Below are 16,355 nucleotides of genomic sequence, written 5' to 3'. Positions count from 1 at the left end.
CCGAGCCTAACCGCGACCGAGGCCGACGGCCCGACGAGTGCCCGCTGGGATCAGACCTCGAGGAGGGAGAGCTGTTCGGGTGGTGGTGGTGGTGATGCGGCGGGCAGCCCGCGGTTGTCACCCCGCTCGCCTCGGTGCAGCCCGTGCCGGCGGGCCGCTATCCGCACCCGCGCGGTCAGCTCCCGCTGGTACGCCTGCGGCGCGTATGCCCCGGCCCGGTAGAGCTGCCGGTAGCGGGGGACCAGGTGCGGGAACTCACGCGCCAGCCAGTGCGCGTACCACTCGCGGGCGCCGGGGCGCAGATGCAACGCCAGCGGGGTGACGCTGCTGGCCCCGGAAGCGGCGATCGCCGCCACCGTGGCCTCGATCGACTCGTCGCCGTCGCTGAGCCCGGGCAGGATGGGCGCCATCAGCACGCCCACCTCGAACCCGGCGTCGGTGAGCTGCCGGACCGCGTCCAGCCGGCGGCGCGGGCTCGGGGTGCCCGGCTCCACCGCGTGCCACAGCTCTTCGTCGATGAAGCCGACCGAGTATGACAGCCCGACCCGGGTCACCTCGGCGGCCTGGCGCAGCAGCGGCAGGTCCCGCAGCAGCAGGGTGCCCTTGGTCAGAATCGAGAACGGGTTCGCGAAGTCGCGGAGCGCCTCGATGATCGGCGGCATGAGCCGGTAGCGGCCCTCGGCCCGCTGGTAGCAGTCCACGTTCGTGCCCATCGCGATGTGCGCGCCGCGCCAGCGCGGCGCGGCCAGCTCCCGGCGGACCAGCTCCCCGGCGTTGACCTTGACGATCACCTTCCGGTCGAAGTCCGCCCCGGCATCGAGGTCGAGGTACGTGTGGGTGTGCCGGGCGAAGCAGTTGTGGCTGACCACTCCGTTGGCGATGAAGTCGCCGGTGCCGGTGGTGATGTCCCAGAGCGGCAGCTCGAGGCCGAGGTCCTCGATGCTGACCACCCGCAGCTTCGCGCTGCATTTGAGCGCCGCTCCCGCGACGGTCCGTTTGCGGGTGATGGCCGGGTCGGTCAGGTGGAAGAAGCGTAGGCGGGAGGGCAGGCCGCCGGTCAGCCGGATCTGCCGTAACCGGTTGGGGCGGCCGGAATCCTCGACGACCCAACGGAAGCCGAAGTGGTCCAGGGCGTCGGCGGTCCGGCCAAGGATGTCGTCAGCACAGTTGCTGATCCGGAACACGCCGAGGCTGCAACTGCCCGCGGCGTCGAAGACGCCGGCGAGGAAGCCGAGCCGCCAGTCGTCCGTCGGCGCGTCCGGCCAGCGGACCAGCTCCTTGATCGCATCGATCTTCTGCATGCCCGATGCCCGGATGGCTTCCATCGCCCGTCGATTCGGCTTGGCCTGTCCGAAGGGGGCGCGCCTTGTCTCCACACCTGATTCCCTCAGGAACCGCTCGGTTCGATCGAGTGCCTCCTTGTCTGTCAATGCCAGGCGGAACTGGTGTGACCAACTGTTGCGAAGGGGGTGGACGCCGATAGTTCCGTCACCCCGGACCATGCCGCAGAGATAGCCCTGGCGGTAGTCGGCCGACTCCTTGGGTCCGGCTGCGAACCGACCGGTCCCGATCAACCGGTTGCTGGTGGTCAGGTAAGGCCGCTGCCCGGCACCGCCCATAGCACCGGTCACGTACTTCCAGCCGCGCTCGGTGAGGAAGCGGTGGTCACCGCTGGCGACCAGCGTGGTGCCGTCCTCCAAGGTGACCCGGTAGGCCCGTTTCACCGTTGACCACTTGTCGAGGACCGTGGTCACCACGTATCGCCGGTACGCGCCCTGCCGCTCGGTGCCGTAGATCCGGTCACCAGGTTCCAGCTCACTGATCGGCTTCGTGCGCCCGTCCGCCATGAAGATTGGCGTATCACCGGCGACGCAATAGACACATGCATGGCTGCATCCCCGATACGGGTTGATCGTCCATTCGAACGGCACGCGGGACTGGCCCGGCACCCGGTTGATGATCGACTTGGCGCGCACCTCGTAGAAGGTCATGCCGGCGAAGCCGGGGGTGTCGAAGGTGCGGGCGATCGCGCCGGGGAGCGCCAGCGGCAGGGGTGGAGTCGCTGGCGCTGCCCCGTCGGGAGTCCCCTCGTCCGGGGGAGCGGAGAGGTTGTCCCAGCGCATGGCATTCATTCGAACACGCGTACGAAGAGCGCGCAAGTGACTCGCCGGACATCGCGCGCCGGAGCGGGTCGACCGGGTGCAGGATGGGGGCATGGAAACGTCGACCTTCGTCTACGACGGCGACTGCGCCTTCTGCACCCGCTGCGCGCAGTTCATCGAGCGCCGGATCCCCACCGGCGCGCGGGTGCTGCCCTGGCAGTTCGCCGACCTGGCGGCGCTGGGCCTGACGGAGGCCGAGTGTGAGGAGGCGGTGCAGTGGGTGGGCGCCGACGGCTCCCGTGCCGCCGGCCCGGACGCCATCGCCAGGCTGCTCGGCGACAGCGGCCCGCTCTGGCGGGTCGCTGGTGCCGGCCTGCGCTTCCCTGCGGTGCGGGCCGCCGCCTGGCCGGCGTACCGGTGGGTGGCCCGCAACCGGCACCGGCTGCCGGGCGGCACGGCCGCGTGCGCCCTGCCCCAGGCGGCCCGGGAACGCCTCTACGGCCCGACCGGCCGCCCCGCCGCCGACTCCTGACCCGACCACGGCGAGGCTGGGCATCGATCAGGCGGTCAGGTGCTGGCGGCCTGGCCGACCGCGGGCTCGGTGCCGCCGAGCGGGGCGGTCGGGGTGGTGCCGCCGTCGGGCGTGCCGGAGGGGCCGCGACGACGGGCCAGCAGCCGTCGGGCCCGCACCACCGGGCGGACCTTCTCCAGGGGGAGGAAGCTGGTCATCGCCACCAGGTGCGGAGCGAACGAGATGGTGATCGTCGCGATGGTCACCAGGTGGAACGAGTAGAAGAAGCCGACGGCGGCCAGCCGCCAGCGCTCGGGCAGGAAGAAGACCAGCGGGCTGAGCAGTTCGAAGGCGAGGATGCCGAACTGGGCGACGACCAGCAGGTGCGGCACCTGGGCGATCAGGTCGGCCAGATCGGTGCCGCGCCGGATGATCGCCCGGGCCAGCACGGACCCGGTCGCCCAGTCGAGGCCGCCGAAACGGAACTTCGCCCAGGCCGCCAGGAAGTACGTGCAGATCACCGCGATCTGGCTGACCCGCAGGGCCCAGCCGCCCGCCTCGGTGCGGGTGGGATCGCCGTGCCGGGCCCGCCCGGCGGTGGGCAGGGCGGCCAGTGCGACGAGGAGCCCGAACCGGTCGTGGTCGACCTTGCCGTAGCTCATCGCGACGATCATCCACTCGAAGTAGAGCGCGAAGACCGCCCAGCCGAGCAGCCGGGGCGCCCGGCCGGTCGCCGCGGCCAGGGCGAGCGCCAGCAGCAGCCAGAAGATCACGCCGACCAGCGCCGGGGTGGGAGTGGGCAGCGGGAGCAGCCGGCCGATCAGCAGCGGCTGGTAGAGGTCGCCGGGCACGTCGACGCGGGTGCGTACCCAAGGGGTGAAGACGACCAGGTCGGCGGCGACGAAGAGGTAGACGAGGGTGCGGAAGGCGGCCACCCGGCCGCGCGGGACCGCCTCGGTCAGCCAGCCGATCACGGGGTGGCCAGCCAGCGTACGGCGGTCCGGTCGGTCCAGCGGCCGGTCGGGCGGCCGCCCTGGATGTCGTACCAGCGGACCACGATGCGGACCTCGACCAGCGCGGGGGCGGCGGGGTGGCGCTCGGCGTACGCCTCGGCGACCTGGCGCAGCAGGCCTGGATCGGCCGCGTAACGGTCCTGCTGGCCCTCGATCTCGGCGCGGCGGATGCCGGTGGCGTCCTGGCCGAGCGCGACGACCGCGCCGGTGCGGTCGATGCCCTCGACCCGGGTGTCCGGCGCCGGCGCGTTCGGCGGTTCGGAGGTGGAGTACATCCGGAACGGTCCGAACGGGAAATCGTCATCGGTGCCGCGGACAGTGCCGGCGAGGAGCAGCGCCAACCCGAGCACGGTGGCGCCCAGCCGGACCGTGCGCCCGCGGGTGGTCAAGGTCTCCATCGGCTGGTCACGATACGGGATCGGCGCCCCGGCGGGGTCCGTCCGTCGGCTACTCCGGGCCGGCCATTTCGTTGCCGGCGCCGGTCGGGCACACCGACGGCCCGGAGACGCCACCGGCCGGGCCCCGTGGTGGGGCCCGGCCGGTGCGGTAGTCGTTGGTGACTCAGTGTTCGTGCTTGGTCATCTTCTCGCGGACCTCGCCCATGTCCAGCTTCTCGACCTGCTCGATCAGGTTCTCCAGCGCGGACTCCGGCAGGGCGCCCGGCTGGGCGTAGACGATCACGCCGTCCTTGATCGCCATCACCGTGGGGATGGAGCGGATGTTGAACTTGGCCCCCAGCTCCTGCTCCGCCTCGGTGTCGATCTTGCCGAAGACGATGTCGGGGTGCTTCTCGGACGAGCGCTCGTAGACCGGGGCGAAGCGCTTGCACGGGCCGCACCAGTCGGCCCAGAAGTCGAGCAGAACGATGCCGTCCTGTTCGGTCACCTCGTCGAAGTTGGCCGTGGTCAGCTCAACCGTTGCCATTGCACTCTCCGATCAGCGCGGATTGCCTACATCCAGTGGAACCAGGGGCGACGCCCCCCAATTCCCGTGATGTGCGCGACGAAACGCTGTGCAGCGCCGCGGTCACGCTCAGAGGCATCGAGCACAATCTGTCCCGTTCGCCCCGGGGAGTGCAGGTGCACGTGCATTCGAGTGACGACCCGTGATGGGAGCGTTTCCATGGAGATCGCGGTGAGCGTGCACCACGGGCGGCAATTTGATGCTTGACAAGGCGCTATCCGGGCTGTAGAGATCGCCTTGGGAGTGGTCGCTCGTCACGCAGCGTGTTGTTACGAAAAGATAAATGTGACGCCCGTCTCTGTCGGCATGGCCTTGTCGTACGGCAGAATCTGTTGCATCAGAGCGTGGGCGGCGGGTGCCGGGGAGGGCCCCGCCGCTCATTGCGTCTCCCCCCGGGTCGGTCCGGATGTGACATTTCCTCGCCAGCAACGCCCTCGTCGCCGCCTTAACCGGCGGTAAGGCATGCTGTGCCGAACTCCATCGCCGCCCGTCGAAGGGGACAAGGATGCAGTTCGGTCGCTACTACGAGGAGTTCGAGGTCGGCGCGGTCTACCGGCACTGGCCGGGCAAGACGGTCACCGAGTACGACGACCATCTGTTCTGCCTGCTCACCATGAACCACCACCCGCTGCACATGGACGCCCACTACGCCGGGTCGGCGACCCAGTTCAAGCGCAACGTGGTGGTCGGCAACTACATCTACTCACTGCTCCTGGGCATGTCGGTGCCGGACGTCAGCGGCAAGGCGATCGCCAACCTGGAGGTCGAGTCCCTGCGGCACGTCGCCCCGACCTTCCACGGCGACACCATCTACGGCGAGACGACGGTGCTGGACAAGCGGGAGTCCTCCTCGAAGCCGGACCGCGGCGTGGTGGCCGTGGAGACCCGGGGCTACAACCAGGACGGCACCCTGGTCTGCGTGTTCCGCCGCAAGGTGATGGTCCCCAAGAAGGAGTACGTGATCGCCGCCGTGCCCGAGGGCGTCGATCCGGAGCGGCCCAGCTTCCCCGAGCCGCGCTGACGCCCGACGTACGACGCGGGCCCCTTCCGATCTGGTGCGGAAGGGGCTCATTTCTCGTTCCTGGGCATATGCTGACGCCGGAGGTCCCCCGATGAGCGAGCGCCGTGCCGCACCGCTGACCACCGCCGCCTACTCCGCGGCGGAGTGGGACCTGCTGACCGAGCTGCCGGGCCGGGTTCTCGTCGCCGCCGCATCGCCGGGACCGGGCCGCGCGCCGCGCGGGGTGGCCGCCGGGCTCGCCGGTCTGGACGCCGTGGCGGCCGGCCGAGGGTTCGACAGCGATCTGGTCCGGGCCGTGGTCTCCGCGATCTACGCCCGGCACGACGGCACCGTCGAGCGGGACGAGCGGCTCACCGACCTGGTCGACCTGCTCGCCGCATGCCGGGCAGCGGTCCGGGTCCTGCGGCGACGCGCCGACCCGGCGGACTCGGCGGCGTACCGGCAGTGGGTGGAGTCCGTCGCGGCCCGGGTCTGCCGGGCCGGAGAGACCGGGTCCAGCCCTGCCGACCGGCGCTTCCTCGACCGGGTCGCCGGCGCGCTCGACCTGCGCTGACCGAGCCCCGTCCGACGGCCGGCGCCGGCCGCTCGGCCGACCGGGTCGGAGAACCCTCGCGGAGGCGGGCGCCGGGTCGGGCCGTACGCTCTGGAAACCGTGACCGACGACCAGCTCGACGTGGGTGTGGGGCCGTGGCCCGGCGACCCGCCGGAGGACCCGCGGTACGACCCGGAGCTGCTCGCCGAGGGCGACCGGCGCAACGTGGTGGACCGCTACCGCTACTGGCGGCGGGAGGCCGTGGTGGCGGACCTGGACCGGCGCCGGCACGACTTCCACGTGGCCATCGAGAACTGGCAGCACGACTTCAACATCGGCACGGTGGTCCGCAACGCCAACGCCTTCCTCGCCGCCGAGGTGCACATCGTCGGGCGGCGGCGGTGGAACCGGCGCGGCGCCATGGTGACCGACCGCTACCAGCACGTCCGGCACCATCCCACGATCGAGGAGTTCGTCGCGTGGGCCGCGGCGCGGCAGCTGCCGGTGGTCGGCATCGACAACCTGCCCGGCTCGAAGCCGCTGGAGACCGGCGTGCTCCCGCGCCGCTGCGTCCTCCTCTTCGGCCAGGAGGGGCCGGGGCTGTCCGACGTGGCCCGGACCGCCTGCGACCAGCTCTTCTCCATCGCCCAGTACGGCTCCACCCGGTCGATCAACGCCGGGGTGGCCAGCGGCATCGCCATGCACGCCTGGATCCGCTCATACGCCGGGCCACCCCCGGACTGAACCGATCCGCCAGATCCGCCCGCTCCGCTTGACGCCCCGCTGGCGCGGGGTGACCGTGGAGACGTGAGCGTCGCGATGAGTTGTCCGAGGTGCGGAGGGTCGGTGCGGGAGCCCGACCTGATGCATGGTGAGTCCCGGTGCCTGCGCTGCGGTCCGGTGCCGCCGCTGCACGTACCCGCGCACATCGGGGCCGAGATCCTGGCCAGCGTGGTGGAGCGGGTCGCCGCCGACGCCGATCCGTCCGGCCGGTCGGGCGTACCGCTCTGGTGCCCGTGGCCGCTGCCCATTGGGTGGACGTTGAGCGGGGTGGCCTGGGCCGGCGACGACCGGGGCGGGATACGTGCCACCGCGGTGGCCTGCGCCGGCCCGGCCCCGCTCGACGGTGGACCGGCCGACCTTCTCTTCGTCGCCGAGGAGCCGGGCGTCGGGCTGGGTTCCCGGTTCGCCGGGCTGCCCGGTCCCGACCCGGGGCCGCAGGTCGCGGAGGCGCTGTCGGAGCCGGGCCCGGGTCACCCCGAGCGGGTGCCGCGCGCCAAGATCCGCGTCGGCGGTCACCCCACTCCACTGTGGCTCGTGCATTCGCCGACCGATCGAAGTGCGTACGCCGGCGAGGCTCGGGGAATGTGGCTCCATGCGATAGCCTGGCCGGCGAGTGCGGGTCATCTCCTCGCGGAAGAAGTCGTGCTGCACGACCTCACCGAGTGGACTCCGCCCGAACTCGTGTACGGCGCTCCGTCTCCGTATTTGCAGGGGCGGGCCTGACCGGCCGGCACCGTCGGCCGGAGACAGACGCAGAGATTCACTGTACGACACCATACTGATACTCTGGGTGCCACTGCGGTAAACCCGGCGCCGCGCGAGAGGATGGCCCGCTATGGTCAAGAAGGTCCTCACCTGGGCCGGCATCGCATTCTTGATCTTCTTCGTTGCGTACCGGCCGAACTCCGCCGCCGACGTCTTCAAGTCCCTCGGCGGCGGCATCATGGACATCGCTCAGGGCTTCGGCGACTTCTTCACCAGCCTCGTCGCCTAGTCTCCGATGGGAAGCCCCTCCGGTCCCCCGTTCGACCCCGACGATCCCGACTGGGAGCGCCGGGAGCGCGACACCGAGCCGATCCCGCGCATCGGCCCCGACGACGGCCCGGGCTACGGCCCCGGCCCCGGCTACGGCGACGGTCCCTCCCTTTCGGATGACGCCGCCTTCGGCGACGGGCCGGGCTACGCCGGCGAGGGCCGCTCCGGGCGTGCCTGGATCCGCGACCCGGAGGGCGGCTACCAGCCGCCGCAGATCTCCGAGGACGAGCTGGCCGGCCTGCGCGCCGGCGCCTCCGGCATGTCCCCCCGCCGGGTGCTGCCGCTGGAGGACGAGCCCAGCGCGCTGGTCGCCCGCTACCTCTTCCCCACGGAGCGCTACCGGGGTGAGTGGAAGCGGCACTGGATCCACCTCGCCACGCCGATCATCATCGGCATCGCCACCACGTTCGTCCTCGGCTACCTCTCCGGCTTCCTCGCCGGGCGCGACGTCGGGGCGCTGACCACCGTCCTGGTGCTGCTCTGGTTCGCCGTGATGGCCTGGGTCGCCTGGCGGGTCGCGGACTGGTGGTACGACCGCTTCATCCTCACCAACAAACGGGTGATGGTCGTCAACGGGATCATCACCCGCCGGGTGGCGATGATGCCCCTGGTCCGGGTCACCGACATGAAGTACGAGCAGTCGCCGACCGGCCGGGCGCTCAACTACGGCACCTTCGTGCTGGAGTCCGCCGGCCAGGAGCAGGCGCTCCGGGAGATCAAGAATCTGCCCAACCCGAACGAGCTCTACCTGCGTGTCGTCGAAGAGATGTACGAGCCGCAGGCCGTCGAGGCGCGGTTGGGCAAGGAGGCGGACGAGGCCAAGGCAGACGACGGGGCCTGAAACTTTTCGTCCGAACATCGGATGAACTGCGCACCATTTGCCGTCGACCCGACCCGCCGGGGCATGGCACCCTGCCATGCACAGGACAGGGTGCGGAGGTGAGCGGTGGCGAGCAGGGACCCGCTGGAGGAGGAGTTCCGCGAGTTCGTCGCGGCCCGTTCCAGCGCCCTGTTGCGTACCGCGTATCTGCTGGCGGGCGACTGGGCGACGGCCGAGGACCTGCTCCAGACCGCGCTGACCAAGACGTACCTGGCCTGGAAGCGACTCGGCGGGATCGAGGCCATCGAGCCGTACGCCCGCCGGGTCCTGGTCAACACCTCGACGAGCTGGTGGCGGCGCCGTTGGCACGGTGAACGCCCGACCGAGGTGCTGCCGGAGCGGGCCGGCGTCGACGAGATCGAGCAGCAGCTCGACCGGGACGCGCTCTGGCGGCATCTGCAGGCCCTCCCCGCCCGCCAGCGGGCCGTGCTGGTCCTGCGGTTCTACGAGGACATGTCCGAGGCGCAGACCGCCGCCCTGCTGGAGATCTCCCCGGGCACCGTGAAGAGCCAGACCTCGCGGGCGCTGCACACGCTGCGCCGCCGGCTGGGCTCCGAGGCCGCCCTCGGACTGCCCGCGGAGCAGGAGGAGGCGCCGACCCCGGCGCCCCGTACGCCGGCGCCGCGGGCGGTGCCACCGCCGGCTGTGCGTCCGCCGGTCCCGGCCCGGCCGGCCCCGGTCCCGGCCCGCCCGGCCCTCGTCCGCCCCGCCACCACCGTGCCGGTGGAGACCCGATGAGCCGTACGCCGAATTCCTGCGACAACCAGACGGGCCTGCCGAAGCGTCCAATGTCCGTGACCGACGACGAGCTGGAGCGGGCACTGCGGGACACCTTCGCCCGCCGTGTCGCCACGTCGCGGCCGCTCGCCGCCGACCCGGCCGGCATGGCCGTCCGGCGGGCCCGCCGGACCGGCCGCCGACGCGCGCTGACCGGGCTCGCCCTGGCCGGGGTGGCCACGGTGCTGGTCACCACCAGCACGGCCCAGCTCGGCGGGCCGGCCGGCCGCGGAGCGACGCCGACCGTCGTGCTCGGCGACCCGCACGGATACTCGCCCTCCCCGCTGCCCACCCCGTCCACCGTCCCGACTCCCACGACCGTGCCGGTCCGCGTCGAACTCGACGTCATCGTCGGCTCCTGGCTGTACACGAGCGGGGGCGAACGGTGGGAACTGACCGGGGTCAGTTCCATCGAGGGGGCGCAGCGCGTCCCCGACTACGGGGGCTGGCTGGTGACGTCGGTGGCCACCCCGGCCGGCCGTACCCTCTGGTGGGTGCCGCCCAACCACAGCGCGCCGCAGGTGCTGCTCGCCGGCGCGGACGCAGTCGCGGTCGCCGCGGACGGACGCCAGGTCGCCTGGCGCGACGGCCCGGACATCCTCGCCGCCGGCCTGGTCGGCGGCCAGCTCGTCGCGACCACCCGGACGGCGGCCCGGGAGGGGGCGGTGCCGGTCGGCTTCGCCGACAGCGCCGTCCTGATCCGGCAGCCCGATCAGGGCGGGTTCAGCGTCTGGCGTCGGCTGGCCGGTGAGCAGCCGGGCGCCGTCAAGCGGGACGTGCTGAACGTCTACGGCGTGAGACCCGACGGCCGGGTGGTCGGCCAGGTTTCCACCAGGACACCCCGGCGGACCTGCCTGGCCCTGCTCGACCCGGCACGGGACCTCGCCCCGACCCGCACCGGCTGCGGTCCGGAGCTCGCCGCCGACGGCCGTGGCGGGGTCTCCGCCGACGGGCGGTGGCTGCTGGTGAACGGCGCGCGGAGCGCACTCCTGGTCGACCTGGGCACGCTCGGGTCCAGCGTGTCGGCGCAGGCAGCCGGGCCGGCGGTGACCGGGGTGGTGACGTGGACCCGGGCAGGCATCGCGCTGCACGTCGACGCCACCGGCAAGCTGGTCCGGGTACGCCCCGACCGGGTGGCGGCCGGCGAGCGCCCCGCCGCCTCGCCGGTCGGCGGAGTCGCCCCGGAGGACCGACCGGTCGTGGTGGCCGACGTCCGCTCCTGAACCGGCGTTCCGCTCGAGCGGCCGGCGGCAGGGCCGGAGCGGTAGCGTTCGCGAGGTGACCAGCCCCGCCCGGATCGACCTGCACGCCCACTCCACCGCCAGTGACGGCACCCTCAGCCCCGAAGAGCTGGTCCGGGCCGCCGCCGACGCCGGCCTGGACGTCGTCGCGATCACCGACCACGACACCACCGCCGGCTGGGAGGCCGCGGTCCGCGCGCTGCCGCCCGGGCTCACCGTGGTCCGTGGCGCGGAGATCTCCTGCCGCTGGTACGGCGTCGAGCCGGCGATCCCGCTGCATCTGCTCGCCTACCTCTTCGATCCGACCGAGCCGGAGCTGGTCGCCGAGCTGGCCCGGGTGCGGCGGGCGCGGGAGGAGCGCGGCGAGCGGATCGTGCGGCTGTTGCAGGCCGACGGCATCAACGTGAGCTGGCGGGAGATCCTGGCCGGTGCGGGCGGCGGGACGATCGGCCGCCCGCACATCGCCCAGGCGCTGATCCGGGCCGGGCTGGTCGCCACCACCACCGAGGCGTTCGGGCCGGACTGGCTGGGCGAGCGGTACCGGCTGCCCAAGGAAGACATCGACGTGTTCCGGGCGGTGGCGCTGGTCCGGGCGGCCGGTGGGGTGCCGGTCTTCGCCCACCCCCGGGCCAGCCGCCGCGGGCGGATCGTGCCGGATGAGCTGATCGTGGAGCTGGCGGCGGCCGGCCTGGCCGGCCTGGAGGCCGACCACGAGGACCACACGGCGGCCGAGCGCGAGCACGTCCGCAGGCTCGCCGCCGAGCTGGGACTGCTGGTCACCGGGTCGTCGGACTTCCACGGGACGCACAAGACCGTCCAACTCGGTGCGCACACCACCGACCCTGAGGTGTACGAACGCCTCATCGCCCTGGCCGGCGGGGTGACCCCGGTCGCTTCGGGGCGACCCGCGTATTGATCCACTGCGACGCGGCTACCGTGTTCGGGTGGATCTCAAGCTCTTCGGCGCGGTCTTCGTGACCCTGCTGGTGATCGTCGACCCGCCCGGCATGCTGCCCATCTTCCTCGCGCTCACCGGGCCGCTGCCCGCGCGCGACCGGCACCGGGCCGCCTGGCAGGCTGTCGCGCTCGCGCTCGGGGTGATCGTGGTCTTCGCCGTGGCCGGCCAGACCCTCCTCGCCTACCTGCACGTCTCGCTCCCGGCGTTGCAGGCCGCCGGCGGACTGCTGCTGGTGCTGGTCGCATTGGAGCTGTTGACCGGCAAGGCCGACGAACCGAGCCAGCAGAGCACCTCCAACATCGCCCTGGTGCCGCTGGGCACTCCGCTGCTGGCCGGGCCGGGCGCCATCGTTGCCACCATGCTCTTCGTGCAGCAGGCCGGCGGGTTCACCGACTATGTCGCGATCGCCCTCGCGATCGTCGGGGTGATGGCCACGGTCTGGGTGGCGCTGCGCTTCTCCGGCGTGATCGTCAAGGTCCTCCGGCCGGGCGGCATCGAGGTGCTCACCCGGATCGCCGGCCTGCTGCTGGCGGCCATCGCGGTGCAGCTCATCGCCGACGCGGTGGCCGCCTTCGTGACCCACTTCCTCACCACGCGCTGACCCACCAGGCCCGCCGTCGCCGGGATGTCGTACCGGGGTGGCAGGATCTCAGGCGTGCGACGACCCTCCCCGACCGGACGACCCGCCGGCGGCCGGCCGCCCCGGCCCCGCGCAGAGCAGGCCGAGCAGCTCGGCTTCGAGGGGATGCCGGAGCGCCTCTTCGTCTGCACACCCAGCAAGCTCGGCGCCTACGCCGACTGCCCCCGGCGCTACCGCTACTCGTACGTCGACCGGCCCGCGCCGCCCAAGGGGCCGCCGTGGGCGCACAACTCGCTCGGCGCCAGCGTCCACACCGCCCTCAAGAACTGGTACGCGCTCGCGCCGGACCGTCGCCGCCCGGAGGTGCTGGGCACGCTGCTCAAGGGCACCTGGGTTCGCGAGGGCTACCGCGACGACGAGCAGGAGCGCGACGCCTTCCGCCGGGCGCTGGCCTGGCTGGAGTCGTACGTGGCGGGGCTCGACCCGGCCGACGAACCGGTCGGGGTGGAGCGGGTGGTCGCCGTCAAGACCGGCGTGCTCGCCTTCAACGGCCGCACCGACCGGATCGACTCCCGCCCCGGCCCCGACGGGCGGCCCGAGTTGGTCATCGTCGACTACAAGACCGGCCGCACCGGGCTGGACACCGACGACGCCCGCGGCTCGCAGGCCCTGGCCCTCTACGCGTACGCGGCCGAGCGGGTGTTCCGCCGGCCCTGCCGCCGGGTCGAGCTGCACCACCTGCCCAGCGGCACGGTCGCCGCGCACGAGCACACCCCGGAGTCGCTGCACCGTCAGCTGTCCCGGGCCGAGGAGACCGCCCGGGACATCATGGCCGCCGAGCGGGCGGTCGCCGACGGCGCCGATCCCGACGAGGCGTTTCCCCCCATCTCGGGGCCGCGCTGCGGCTGGTGTGACTACCGGCGTACCTGCCCCGCCGGGGCGCAGACGCCGGGCAAGGACCCGTGGGCGGCCATGGAGCGCCCGGCCGAACCGGTCTCCGACCCGGGCTGACCGAGGTGGATCAGGCGGCGGCGGTGAGCCGGGCCGCCCGCTCCTTGGCGGCCTGCCGCATCGGCCCCTCCCGGTAACGGCGCGGCAGCGCCGCGAGGGCCAGCCGCAGCGCGCGGACGCTGAGATCCGCCGACAACGCGGTGGTGGGCAGGCCCAGACCGCCGTACAACCGGCGCGCCCACGCCGGCAGCAGCGCCAGCGCGGTGCCGGCGATCCCCAGGTATGCCCAGCGCGGCGGGCCGAGGTGCAGGCCGAGCTTCACCGGCAGGCTGAGCTTCCAGGGGATCGGTGGGGCGGTCAGGAAGAGGGCGGTCTCCGCCGCCTCCTTCGTCATCCGCAGGTCCGGGCGGATCCGCCGGTAGTAGTCGGCCACCTCGGCGGCGGTGCCCGGCACGTCGGTCGGGTCCAGCCCGACCAGCGCCGCCGCTCGGCGCTGCTCGGTGTAGTAGCCGTCGACCTCGGCGTCGGTCAGGGTGAGTCCGGCCCGGCGGGCGGTGCTGACGAACGACTCGACCTCGGTGACGTGCACCCAGCGCAGCAGCTCCGGGTCGTCGATCCGGAACACCTCGCCGGTGAACGGGTCCCTGGCCCGCATCCGGGCGTGCAGTGTACGTAGCCGACGGCCCGCCGCCTCCGCCTCGGCCGTGGTGCCGTAGACGGTCGTCGCCACGTAGGTGGCGGTACGGATCAGCCGGCCCCACGCGTCGGTGCGGTAGCTGCTGTTCTGGGCGACTCCGGCCATCGCCAGGGGGTGCAGGGCCTGCAGGTAGAGCGAGCGCAGGCCGGCGACGATCAGGATCGGCTCCTCGTGCACCTTCCACGTGACCGATCCCGGGCCGAACAGGCCGAGGTCATCGGAGTTCACCGCCCAAGAGTGCCACGCGCCGGGCCGCCCAGCGCGCCCGTAGGCCCGGCTCGGGGGCGAGGATCAGTCCTCGGCGAAGCGGCGGGCCTGGCACGCGGGGCAGAGACCCCAGAAGGTCACTTCCGCCTCGTCCACCTCGAAGCCGTGCGCCGTGTTCGGATCGAGGCAGGGGGCGCTGCCGGTCGCGCAGTCGATGTCGGCGATGTCACCGCAGCTCCGGCACACCACGTGATGGTGGTTGTCCCCGGCGCGTGCCTCGTACCGGGCGGGACTGCCGGCGGGCTCGATGCGGCGGGACAGCCCGGCCCGGGAGAGCGCGCCGAGCACGTCGTACACGGCCTGGGTGGAGACCGAGTCGAGCCGCTCCCGGACCCGACGGGTGATCTCGTCGACCTCCAGGTGGCCGCCGGCGGCGAGCACGTCCAGCACGGCGAGCCGCGGTCGGGTGACCCGCAGGCCCCTCGACCGGAGCAGTTCCTCGCCACTGGACATGACCTAATGACAGCACGGGCCTGCGGAGGCGACAAGCGCGCGGGAACCGGGGTGGCCGGGGCCACAGGGTGAACCGCGTCCCTGGCGTGGACGTGTATCGGTGTGACGACGGGCGATGACAAGTCCCGTCGTAGGCTGACGGCGCGGTTCCGTCCACTCGTTGGAGGTGTCGGTGTTCCTGGAAGTCAACGGCCTGCCGCTGCACGCCCTGGTCGTGCACGCCGTCGTGGTGCTGGTGCCGCTCCTGGCGCTGATCTCCGTCGCGTACGGGGTGTTCCCCCGGTGGCGGTCGCGGCTCGACTGGGCGGTCGCGGGCCTCGCCGTGGTGACTCCGATCGCCACCTTCGTGGCAAAGGAGTCCGGCGAGGCGTTCGAGGAGCTCCAGCGGACGCGGGGGATCGGTGGCGAGTTTCTCAGGAAGATCGAGGAGCACGCCGAGTACGCCGACACCCTGTTCTGGTTCACCATCGGGTTGGCGGTGGCGGCGCTCCTGCTCCTCCTGCTGACCAGTGGCCTTGCCCGGGTACGCAGCCTGCCTCGCTGGCTGACGCCGGTGCTGGCCGGGATGGTGGTCGTCCTCGCGGTCTTCGCGCTGGTGTACGTCTACCTGACCGGCGACAGCGGTGCGCAGCTGGTGTGGAGCGGCCAGGTCTGACACCGTCGCGTCAGAAGATCACTCGTGAGCAGAGCAGGCACATCAGGATCACCAGCACCACTCCCGCGACCGCCCCGATCCCGTAGGTGAGCCGCTGGGCCTGTTGCTCCGCCTGGTCCATGGCGGCCATGTCCTGCCCGGGCAGCGGTCGGGGTGGCGCGGGCTGCACGTGCACCGGCGGGCGCCAGCCGGGAGGGGGAGGGGTGGTCGGCGGCGGACCGGAATAGCCGCTGGTCGGGACGGTGCTCCCGGGCCAGCCACCGGCACCGGGCCGAGGCTGGCCGTCCCCGGCCGGGTTCCTCTCCGCGCCCGGGCCCGGGCGGGCCCACGGGCTCTCCGCCTGGCCCGCCTCCGACCAGGGCCGGTGCGACTGCCCGGCACCCGACCAGGGGTCGTCCTCGGGTTGGCCCCCACCGGATGCCGAGCTCTCGTGTTGGCCGGCGGCCGCCGTCAAGTTGCTGCCCTGACCAGGACCTGCCGCCGAGCCGCCGGGCTGGTCGTCGTCGCCCCCCGCCGGTTGGCCCGGCGTCGGGCGCCGCCAGAACTCGTCCTCGGGGCTGCCATCGCTCGGCGTCGTCACGCCGTCCGACGCTACCAACGACCCGGCCGGTCGGCCCGCCGGACGCGGTGGGCGAGCCGGTGTCGGGCGATCGTGTCGTTTCCCCGGCGCCGGTATCCTTGCTGCTCGTGAACGATCCCGGCATGGGTGGCGTGAGCGGCGACGACCGCGTGGTCGACCTCAGCGACGACTTCGTGGTGCTGCCCGAGCAGACCACCGACGACACCGACCATGGCTGGGGCGAGCGGCCCGGCGGCAACGACGACTGGCTGCTGGCCGAGCGCCCGCCGCACTGGGACTGACCGACCACGCGGCGACGCGGGGCCGCTCGGCCGGTTGGCGGCGCAGGGGCCGTCGCCTCGGCCACTCGTAGGCCG

The 16,355-nt window shown here is 72.7% G+C and carries 21 protein-coding genes; 14 read left to right on the top strand and 7 right to left on the bottom strand.

Going from position 1 to position 16,355, the window contains the following annotated elements; all coding sequences use genetic code 11:
• Positions 1-50 precede the first annotated feature (50 nt).
• Positions 51-2,123, bottom strand: coding sequence for an intein-containing Rv2578c family radical SAM protein (locus tag ACNAVT_RS02640; protein WP_416292417.1), 2,073 nt, complete (start codon positions 2,121-2,123; stop codon positions 51-53).
• Positions 2,124-2,214: 91 nt separating this feature from the next.
• Here ACNAVT_RS02640 and ACNAVT_RS02635 point away from each other — a divergent pair, with 91 nt between their 5' ends.
• Positions 2,215-2,634 carry a thiol-disulfide oxidoreductase DCC family protein gene (locus ACNAVT_RS02635; RefSeq protein WP_416292416.1) on the top strand — a complete coding sequence of 140 codons (420 nt, stop codon included), beginning with the start codon at positions 2,215-2,217 and terminating at the stop codon, positions 2,632-2,634.
• Between the two features lie 35 nt (positions 2,635-2,669).
• On the opposite strand, the gene ACNAVT_RS02630 is transcribed toward ACNAVT_RS02635, so the two are convergent.
• The 3 genes from ACNAVT_RS02630 to trxA all read right to left on the bottom strand — a co-directional run bounded on the left by ACNAVT_RS02630 (position 2,670) and on the right by trxA (position 4,550).
• A complete protein-coding gene (locus ACNAVT_RS02630; RefSeq protein WP_416292414.1) occupies positions 2,670-3,587 on the bottom strand; it encodes an MFS transporter permease in 918 nt (305 codons plus the stop codon).
• The gene (locus tag ACNAVT_RS02625; RefSeq protein WP_416292412.1) at positions 3,584-4,024 is read right to left on the bottom strand and encodes a hypothetical protein; all 441 of its coding nucleotides are present in this window, start codon (positions 4,022-4,024) and stop codon (positions 3,584-3,586) included. Before ACNAVT_RS02625 ends, ACNAVT_RS02630 begins: the two co-directional genes overlap by 4 nt.
• A gap of 163 nt (positions 4,025-4,187) precedes the next feature.
• The gene (gene trxA / locus ACNAVT_RS02620; protein ID WP_416292410.1) at positions 4,188-4,550 is read right to left on the bottom strand and encodes a thioredoxin; all 363 of its coding nucleotides are present in this window, start codon (positions 4,548-4,550) and stop codon (positions 4,188-4,190) included.
• 544 nt (positions 4,551-5,094) lie between these two features.
• On the opposite strand from trxA, the gene ACNAVT_RS02615 reads away from it, so the two are divergent.
• The 11 genes from ACNAVT_RS02615 (at position 5,095) to ACNAVT_RS02565 (ending at position 13,407) form a co-directional block, all read left to right on the top strand.
• The gene (locus ACNAVT_RS02615; protein ID WP_416292408.1) at positions 5,095-5,610 is read left to right on the top strand and encodes a MaoC family dehydratase; all 516 of its coding nucleotides are present in this window, start codon (positions 5,095-5,097) and stop codon (positions 5,608-5,610) included.
• 91 nt (positions 5,611-5,701) lie between these two features.
• Complete coding sequence (locus ACNAVT_RS02610; RefSeq protein ID WP_416292406.1) at positions 5,702-6,163, top strand: hypothetical protein; 462 nt, start codon at positions 5,702-5,704, stop codon at positions 6,161-6,163.
• A 99-nt stretch (positions 6,164-6,262) separates the two neighbouring features.
• Entirely contained in the window at positions 6,263-6,886 is a 624-nt protein-coding gene (locus ACNAVT_RS02605; protein ID WP_416292404.1) for a TrmH family RNA methyltransferase, read from the top strand.
• 75 nt (positions 6,887-6,961) lie between these two features.
• Complete coding sequence (locus ACNAVT_RS02600; RefSeq protein WP_416292848.1) at positions 6,962-7,648, top strand: DUF6758 family protein; 687 nt, start codon at positions 6,962-6,964, stop codon at positions 7,646-7,648.
• A gap of 112 nt (positions 7,649-7,760) precedes the next feature.
• A complete protein-coding gene (locus ACNAVT_RS02595; protein WP_007455302.1) occupies positions 7,761-7,919 on the top strand; it encodes a hypothetical protein in 159 nt (52 codons plus the stop codon).
• A gap of 6 nt (positions 7,920-7,925) precedes the next feature.
• Positions 7,926-8,801, top strand: a complete 876-nt coding sequence (locus tag ACNAVT_RS02590; RefSeq protein ID WP_416292402.1) for a PH domain-containing protein — start codon at positions 7,926-7,928, stop codon at positions 8,799-8,801.
• A 105-nt stretch (positions 8,802-8,906) separates the two neighbouring features.
• Positions 8,907-9,578 (top strand): SigE family RNA polymerase sigma factor, encoded by a 672-nt coding sequence (locus ACNAVT_RS02585; protein WP_416292401.1) that lies wholly within the window; start codon positions 8,907-8,909, stop codon positions 9,576-9,578.
• Positions 9,575-10,840 carry a hypothetical protein gene (locus ACNAVT_RS02580; RefSeq protein ID WP_416292399.1) on the top strand — a complete coding sequence of 422 codons (1,266 nt, stop codon included), beginning with the start codon at positions 9,575-9,577 and terminating at the stop codon, positions 10,838-10,840. The genes ACNAVT_RS02585 and ACNAVT_RS02580 overlap by 4 nt, the downstream gene beginning before the upstream one ends.
• Positions 10,841-10,895: 55 nt before the next feature.
• Positions 10,896-11,774 carry a PHP domain-containing protein gene (locus ACNAVT_RS02575; RefSeq protein ID WP_416292398.1) on the top strand — a complete coding sequence of 293 codons (879 nt, stop codon included), beginning with the start codon at positions 10,896-10,898 and terminating at the stop codon, positions 11,772-11,774.
• A gap of 28 nt (positions 11,775-11,802) precedes the next feature.
• Positions 11,803-12,417: a MarC family protein gene (locus ACNAVT_RS02570; RefSeq protein WP_416292397.1), complete on the top strand. Its 615-nt coding sequence runs from the start codon at positions 11,803-11,805 to the stop codon at positions 12,415-12,417.
• Positions 12,418-12,561: 144 nt separating this feature from the next.
• Positions 12,562-13,407, top strand: coding sequence for a PD-(D/E)XK nuclease family protein (locus ACNAVT_RS02565; RefSeq protein ID WP_416292846.1), 846 nt, complete (start codon positions 12,562-12,564; stop codon positions 13,405-13,407).
• Positions 13,408-13,417: 10 nt separating this feature from the next.
• Here the strand turns inward: ACNAVT_RS02565 and ACNAVT_RS02560 are convergent, their stop codons facing one another.
• Both ACNAVT_RS02560 and ACNAVT_RS02555 read right to left on the bottom strand, forming a co-directional pair.
• Complete coding sequence (locus ACNAVT_RS02560) at positions 13,418-14,272, bottom strand: oxygenase MpaB family protein (protein WP_416292396.1); 855 nt, start codon at positions 14,270-14,272, stop codon at positions 13,418-13,420.
• A gap of 63 nt (positions 14,273-14,335) precedes the next feature.
• Entirely contained in the window at positions 14,336-14,764 is a 429-nt protein-coding gene (locus ACNAVT_RS02555) for a Fur family transcriptional regulator (RefSeq protein WP_416292394.1), read from the bottom strand.
• 172 nt (positions 14,765-14,936) lie between these two features.
• Between ACNAVT_RS02555 and ACNAVT_RS02550 the strand changes: the two genes are divergently transcribed.
• Complete coding sequence (locus tag ACNAVT_RS02550; RefSeq protein ID WP_416292392.1) at positions 14,937-15,419, top strand: DUF2231 domain-containing protein; 483 nt, start codon at positions 14,937-14,939, stop codon at positions 15,417-15,419.
• A 10-nt stretch (positions 15,420-15,429) separates the two neighbouring features.
• Here the strand turns inward: ACNAVT_RS02550 and ACNAVT_RS02545 are convergent, their stop codons facing one another.
• Positions 15,430-15,999, bottom strand: a complete 570-nt coding sequence (locus ACNAVT_RS02545) for a hypothetical protein (protein ID WP_416292390.1) — start codon at positions 15,997-15,999, stop codon at positions 15,430-15,432.
• 107 nt (positions 16,000-16,106) lie between these two features.
• Between ACNAVT_RS02545 and ACNAVT_RS02540 the strand changes: the two genes are divergently transcribed.
• On the top strand, positions 16,107-16,280 hold the full coding sequence (locus tag ACNAVT_RS02540; protein WP_416292871.1) for a hypothetical protein: 174 nt from the start codon (positions 16,107-16,109) through the stop codon (positions 16,278-16,280).
• Positions 16,281-16,355 lie beyond the last annotated feature (75 nt).

The organism is Micromonospora sp. SL4-19 (genome assembly GCF_047921475.1).
Taxonomy (GTDB): Bacteria; Actinomycetota; Actinomycetes; order Mycobacteriales; family Micromonosporaceae; genus Micromonospora.
Note: the sequence above shows the minus strand (reverse complement) of the source record. Positions and strands in the feature narration are given on the sequence as shown.